3 protein-coding genes are annotated in these 7,789 nt (G+C 37.3%); all 3 read left to right on the top strand.

The genetic code is table 11. The features are described 5' to 3' along the window. Window positions 1–2,449 (top strand): autotransporter outer membrane beta-barrel domain-containing protein (locus BN338_RS03585; protein WP_051018490.1); only part of this gene is annotated, 2,449 nt, incomplete at its 5' end. A gap of 200 nt (window positions 2,450–2,649) precedes the next feature. Continuing rightward, window positions 2,650–5,313 carry an autotransporter outer membrane beta-barrel domain-containing protein gene (locus BN338_RS03580; protein ID WP_039759127.1) on the top strand — a complete coding sequence of 888 codons (2,664 nt, stop codon included), beginning with the start codon at window positions 2,650–2,652 and terminating at the stop codon, window positions 5,311–5,313. A 166-nt stretch (window positions 5,314–5,479) separates the two neighbouring features. Next, a partial coding sequence (locus BN338_RS12080) for an autotransporter (RefSeq protein ID WP_051018489.1) occupies window positions 5,480–7,789 on the top strand: 2,310 nt, incomplete at its 3' end.

Raw genomic sequence — 7,789 nt, 5'->3', positions numbered from 1 at the left:
TAATGCTGCTGCTCATATCAAACATTCCAATGTTTTTGTGAGAGGGAAGGCATTTCATGGTATGCACTTTTTTTGGGAAGCTGTTTTTAATGATAAAAAAACAATTATACCAGGAAAAGGGGCAGTTCAGTTGACCCAGACAACTTTTGTAGCTCCAGAAAGTACGGCTATTTATAGCCGCCAATTCGAAAGTTCTGTTAAGCTTTCACAACATTCAACAGTTTCTGGAGATTCATTCCTGAAAGCTGTTGAACATTCTAATGTCAAGATTGAAGCTGATGCTTCTACCCTTGTAGGAAGCGCATATGTTGATGAAAGTTCTACAGCCAAGATAAATTTAAAAAATGGTTCAAAGTGGATTTTATCGCGACCCCAATATGGCCAATTACAAAATTCTGATGTGTCTCCTTCTAGGTTAAAAAATTATTCTTCTCTTTCATCGGTTGAACTTAGGGATAGTTCTCTCATTTTTGAAGAATTAAAATCCAAAACAACAGGTGGCTATCAGACACTTCTCATTGGGAAAGGAACAGGGACTGTTTATAAAGCACACGGTGAGGCACATCTTTATCTTAATACATATTTAGATCAAGGGGGAGAGCTTGATAAACAGAAAACTGATCGGCTTTTAATCAATGGGGGGCTTGAAGGAAAAACGATAGTCCATGTTTATAAGGCTCCTGGAAGTCCAGGAGCATTGACGGGAGAGGGTGGTAATAATCAGGGGATTTCCATTATTCAGGTTTATGGACAAGCTGCTGAAGATTCTTTTCAGTTAAAGGGGGGGTATGTTGCACTTAAAGATTCCCCTTATCAGTATCATCTTAAGAGTTATGGTCCAAGCTCTACTTTAGGGGAGGCAGATTCTAATCAAAGAGTGCTTAAAAACACTGGAACATTTTGGGATTTCCGCCTTGAAAGTAAATTCGTTGATGCTCATCCTCTTGATCCCACGAAAATTGTTCCTGTGATTGAATCTGTTGTTCCTCCTACTTCTGATGAGCTTCCCTCTGTGTCGAAAACTCATCCTAATATTACTGGAGATGAAGAGAAGGCTATCGATTCTCATTCTCAGCAAGAACCTCGGGAGCCAAGTCTTTCTACTCCTGTAGATTCTCCTGATAAGGATTCCCATCTTACGACCATATCTGATACATCTGATGTTTTTGGGCTGGATGCTCCAAATCATCCTCCTGTTTCTCTTCCTCCTTCTCTTGCACCTGTTCTTCCGGTTATTACTCAATCTCATCCAGTTGTTCCGCCATCTGCTTCTCCTTCTTCTTCTGTTTTTATGCCGCCTGCGTCAGGTGCACCTGTTCCATCATCTGCTTCTCCCACGCCTTCTGTTGTTGTGCCGCCTGCGTTAGGTTCACCTGTTCCGCCATCTGATCCTTCCACGCCTTCTGTTGTTTCTCCTCCTGTATCTGGTTTTTCTATTATCCCCTCTGTTTCTAAGCTTTCTTCTGGTTTTGAGCGAAATACGAGGGTTATTGTTCCACAGGTTCTGACTTATATTCTTGTGCCAAATACCTTATTTTATGCTGGATTAATGGATATCAGTAATCAAAATAAGCAGATGCAAACGTTGCGAAATTTTTCTCGTCAGCTTTTGAAAATTAATGAAAATCCCGCTTTGTTTTTGCGTGGTTACGGTGGACATCATTATTATACTTCAAATTTGTCTGCATTTGAATATAGATATGGAGGTGATCTTGATTATAATGCACTAGAGGCAGGTATTTTACTCAAGAAAATCGAAAATGCGTACAGTACAACATCCTTTGGGATTATGGGAAATTATGGCAAGCTTTCTTTGCTGCCTTGGGAGGTTAAACAAAGTCAAGAAAGTACATTTGATAAATGGACAATCACAGCCTATGGGACTATGCTGCATGATACGGGGTTTTATATAGATGGTCTCTTCTCTTATGGTTTGTTTAATGGCAATGTTCTGACACATGAGAGAGGTAAAACAGCTGCATTAAGAGGTAAGCCCTTAAGTGTTTCCTTAACTGCAGGTAAAACATTTATGATAGGCTGTCGGTATTTTATTTTTGAACCACAGGTTCAGTTTGTTTATCAAAATCTTCAGTTTCGTAATACACGTGATATTGATAATCTTAATATTGATATGCGCAAACCAGATCATTGGGGGGTACGTATTGGGGGACATTTAACCAAAACACTGACTTTTACAAAAGATACACAGCTTCTTTCCTTCTATGGTATGCTTCATTTCGTTCGTAATTTTGATGATACACAATTTGTGTATTTTAAAGATGCTTTCCAGCTTGGTTCTTTTGGTTCTTCTTTAGAAGCTGGATTTGGTGTTTATTCACAATTATCTCAAAAAATTACTTTTCATAGTGATCTGATTTATAAACATAAATTTACGAAAGATGGCTTTTCTGGAACGCATTTTTCTGGTGGATTAAGCTATCATTTTTAATTGTATTTTCTTAATGCATCTTTTGTGAAAATTGTAAGAACAAAATGTAACTTTATTGTGTTATTTTTCTGATTTTTAACTTTACATATAATACAAAACAAATTATGCGAAATACACACAACAGGAATAACCTGTCGGTGAGTTAGATTTAGCTTTGCGATTTCCGATGAAGATGAAATAAAGAAAGTTTAGAATAAATTATGATTAACGTGTTAAAACGCCATGTATATTTGTGTGCCTTTACGACTTCTGTTTTACTTTTTGTGCATAATCTAGATGTAAATGCACAAGAGAAAGTTTCGTGTAGTTCTCTCTTTAAATCCTATCTATGTGATGCTGTTGATGCCGCTAAAACTGTCGAAAGAAGTGATCAAGGATATGTGAAAGGATTGGATACAAGCTTTGAAAATGTTATTTCTATGTCACAATCCAATGATACAGTTATTGATCTGAAAAAAGATAAGATAAAAATTGATCTGAAAAAAGATAAGACAAAAAAAGATTCTTTAAAAATTGGTGGGACTTTGGAATTTAATAAATCTGAAAAGATTACATCAGCTGTGATTGTGTCAAAAGATGAGAAAAGTTCTTTTAAGAAGCTGTCTGTTACGGGAAATGGTGAAAAGCAAAAAAGTACAAGTGGTAAGATATCTCAATCTGTGTTTGGTGTGAAGCAAGGCGGTTTTCTCTTCGTTGATGATGGTAAAGTTCGTGTTACAGATGCTCATGGTATAGCGATTGAAAGTGCAGAACCAATTTTTCAGGAAAGATTACTTGAGTTGCGGGATAATTCTATGTCTTTGGTTGTTTTGGAAGACTCAGAGATCATTCTTAAGGGGCATGGAGCTCATGGTTTGCATTTTAGAGGAAATCCTTCACAATATGAATATCAAGAGGGAGAGCTTCTTACGAGTTTAGGAGAAGTTCGATTAAAAAAAACAGCCCTTCACGTTCCCGATGGTACAGCTATTTATAGTGATGATGCGAGGAGGTATCCTTACATTACAGTATCAGAAGGTTCTCGTATCTTTGCTGATCGGTTATTAGATATTAAGAATAATTCATTTGTTGCGCTTGATGCCTATGCGTCTTTTCTTACGGGGGGAGCACAGGTTGAGAAAGGTTCTTACGGTAGTATTGAGTTGTTCAATAAATCACAATGGACGGTGACACCAAGGAAAAATAATAACCAGAAAAGTATACAATCTACAGATTCGTCTGTTTCATTTATGAGTGTTATGGACAGTTCCATTATTTTTCGGAAACCAAGAGATGGTCGTTATCAGATACTTCGTGTTGGGAGATTGGATGATGACCATGGTTTAGATTATGCTTACGTTGCAAATAATGCGCGCTTATATATTAATGCACATCTTACTGCGAACGGTACAAGCAAAAAGGTAGAAGCTGATGCGCTTGTGATCTATGGTAATGTTTATGGAAAAACCAAGGTATATATTGTAAATCCTTCAGTAGCTCTAGAGAAAGGAAAGACGCTAAGAGTTAAGAAAGAGGATCACTATGATGCTTCAATTATTCAGGTTTATGGAAAGGCAGCGGAGGATTCTTTTAAATTGGCAACAGATTATGTTGCTCTAAGAGGAGCACCTTATCGATACAGTCTCCGTGCTTATGGGCCAAATTCTTCTTATGGACAGGCAAAAGGTGAGAATAGAGCGATTAAAGGGAAAAATGTTGAGTATAATGGCGATTTTTGGGATTATCGACTTGAAGCTGAATATGTTCAGCGTTCTTCTCGTACTGCTCAATTGAAAAACGCTCAGTTGAAAAATGGTGTGTCTCGTCGCCGTGTGTCTCGTTCTATTGGATCTTATCCGCATCATAATAATGTTTTAGTTGGTCATGATGCTTCTGCTCATTATTTTGAAGAGGGCGTTAAAGCTGTTGTTCCACAAGTTCCAACCTATCTATCGATGCCTAATGCTTTGTTTCAGGCTGATTTGATGGATATAAACAATTATAATAAACAGCTGGAGACATTGCGTACCACTGCTGGGGCTTTGGGAGGAAATGGTAAAAGTCCTGCATTTTTTGCGCAAGGTTACGGTGGAAATTATCGTTATGTTTCTGATCTGTCTGAGCTTGAATATGGTTATAGTGGAAATTTGAATTATAACGCTATAGCAGCAAGTGTGTTGCTCAATGCGATTGAGGACACACATCATACCTTCAGCTTTGGAATAATGGGGAGCTATGGTAAAATTTCTCTACACCCTCAAGATGTTAAAGAAAGTAAAAAAAGTACATTTGATAAATGGTCTGTTACAGCATACGGTAGTACGCAGCATGATACAGGTTTCTATATCAATGGACTTCTTTCCTATGGGTTCTTTAAAGGGGATGTTCAGACACAAGCAAGAGGCAAGACAACAGTATTGAAGGGAACGCCTTTGAGTGCTTCAGTGATTGCTGGTAAGTCATTTATGACAGGAAATAAGGGGCTTATTTTTGATCCGCAGGTTCAAGTTGTTTATCAAAATTTACGATTTGATAAGGCGTCTGATATCGATGGCTTTGATATTGAAATGGGAAAACTTGATCAGTGGGTGATGCGTGTGGGTGGGCGTTTAAGCAAGACGCTTGCTGCCTTTGAAGAAGGACAGGTTGTCTCTTTCAATGGGAAACTTCATCTTACCAATAGTTTTGGAGGAAAACAGCGTGTGTGGTTTGGAGATGAATTCCAATTGGGTGCTTTTGGCTCTTCCTTAGAAACTGGAATGGGATTGAAAGCTCAATTGTCTTCAAATTTTGCATTACGTGGAGATGTAACTTATCAGCATCGCCTTAGCAAAGCTGGTTTTTCAGGGATTATTTTTTCAGGAGGTTTACGCTATCATTTTTAGGTTTCTATGAAATATAGAGTAATCTTTACATAAGTTATAGAGTGTTGTGAGGAGTATAAAATGAATATTAAGTTTTATACTCCTCACTGTTTGTGTGTTTAATTTAGTATTATGGCAATATTTTTTATTTTTAACTAGGGGGGAGAAGGGCAATTGTAATAGAATTATGATTAATGTATTGAGGGATTATAGATTTTTATTTATCATAACAGCTATTGTTTCTTTTTTGCCAATCGTGAATATTAATGCGAGTCCTAATAGTTTAGGAACTTCCTGTAATATAGAAGAGAGTTTATTTACATATAACGATAGTAAAAAGCATACGATAAGTAATAAAACTTATACTTTTTCTTCTCTTCTTCAAAGTACTGTGGTTGCGGCTATAGCTATAGAAAAAGCAGGGACTGTTTTAAATTTATCACAGATGAATATTAAGGCGGATAAACCAAAGCAGTCTTTTTTATATGCTGGATATGTAAAAGATGATGCCAAGCTTGTTCTAACTAATTCAAATATTAAAGATATGTCCGGTTTTCGTGTTCAGAGTGGACAGGTTATGATGAATAGAGGGACGATTGAAGGTAGTTCGCAAGTTGTGTGTGCAGAAGGGAAAAAAACTGATATTGCTTTAGTGAGCGTAAATATTGATATCGTATCAACTAATTTGAATGTAAAAGGAAGTGGATTTGTTAGTAGTTCTGATGCATTCGTTAGGATGTCAGGCAGTACCGTTACTTTTAATGAGATTAGTGGGTTTTCAACACAGTTTGGGGGGAAATATCTTATTGATACTACGAATATTCAGGGCAAAGGTAAGAAATACACGATTGTAGTTGATGGTGAGAATATTGATAAATTTCCAGAAGCTTTTGACATATCACAAGGTGGTAATGTCCATTTACGTGGTGATTCTATTCAGCTGAATGATATGCATGGCTTCTTGATTACGAATTTTGCAGGTTATGCAGATGGTAGCGGTAAATTGGTTCAAGAATACGCTTCATCAAATAAATTTACAAAGACAAATATTAAGATTGAAAGATCAAAAATTTCTGTTCAGGGTGAGAAAGTATATGGTCTGTATTTTTATGGATTAGATCCAAATGTATGGATCGATATGTTTAAGGTAGAGCGTGAAAAACTTTCAAAAGTAGAAAAAACTGTTTTGGGTGAAGTATCTTTGCATTTGTCACAGACAACTTTTTCAGTTCCTGATGGTATTGCCATTTATAGTACGGGAGATGATATTTATGGAGCTGAAGCTACCATTGAATTAACAGAAAAGACAAGGGTCTCTGGTGATTTATTGTTAAAGGCTCAAAATAATTCTTCTCTATTGGTGAAAGCAAAGGATTCTATACTTACAGGGGGGACGCGTGTTGAAGATGTATCGACTGTTCATTTAGAATTAACACATGGCTCTTCGTGGTATCTCACCAAAAGGAAACATATAGATTTGCAGGAATCATTTCCTGTAAATTCATCACTTTCGTCTATAAGCATTTCTGATAGCACAATTTTTTTTGATAAGTTTATATCTCAAGATTATCAAACGCTGTATATTGGAAACGTATATATTGAAAAAGGAAGTGATCTAAATGACATCTATCCAATAGACGGGATGCAAGATGAGAAAGAAGTCTATAATGCAAAGGGAAATGTGCAGATTAAGATGAGTGCGTTTGTGAATAATGACGGCTCATTTAATCCTAAAAAAACTGACCGTATTTTGATCTACGGGAATATTGCGGGAAGTACATTGCTCATGATGGAAAATTTTTCCAAAAGTTTAGAAAAAGAAGGTGCTAGTGAAAGAAGCAATAGTATTTCGCTTGTTCAAGTTGCTGGGACGGCGGAGGAGAGTTCTTTTAAATTGCATAATAATTATGTTACAATTAATAGTTTGCCTTATCAATATCATCTTCGCGCTTATGGTCCAACTTCTTCTTTGGGAAAAGCGGATCCAAAGAATAGATTGGTTACGGGAAGTGAAGATTTTTGGGATTTTCGTCTCGAAGGTGTTTATATTGATCCTAAATCGAATTCTTTTGAATCTGCTTCTAAGCCCACATCTATAGTTTTACCCCCTAAATCTGAAGCAGAAACGATCTCTTCTGAACGACCAACAGAGACTATTTTGCCTGAACAACCTCCTTCTGTTGAGCCTCCGCTTATACCATCTTCTTTGCCTGAAGAATCTGAATCGTCTGAAACATTTATCTCTACGGATTCTACTCTTACTCCTTCTGCATCAGTTCCGTCTGAGCTTCCCTCTGTCCCAATTGTTCCAGAGAATCCTTCTGCTGTGCCCATGCCTCCTGCACCGTTTGCTCCAGTTGAGACTCTTACTGATGAGATGTTGCCCTCTAAGCTACCTGTTCCGGGATCTCCTTCATCTACGGATTCTGTTCCACCTGTGCTTCCCTCTGGATCCTCAGTTTCAGTTGAAACTTCTCCTGATGAGGCTCGGCCATCT

This window comes from Bartonella queenslandensis AUST/NH15, assembly GCF_000312585.1.
Taxonomy (GTDB): domain Bacteria; phylum Pseudomonadota; class Alphaproteobacteria; order Rhizobiales; family Rhizobiaceae; genus Bartonella; species Bartonella queenslandensis_A.
Note: the sequence above shows the minus strand (reverse complement) of the source record. Positions and strands in the feature narration are given on the sequence as shown.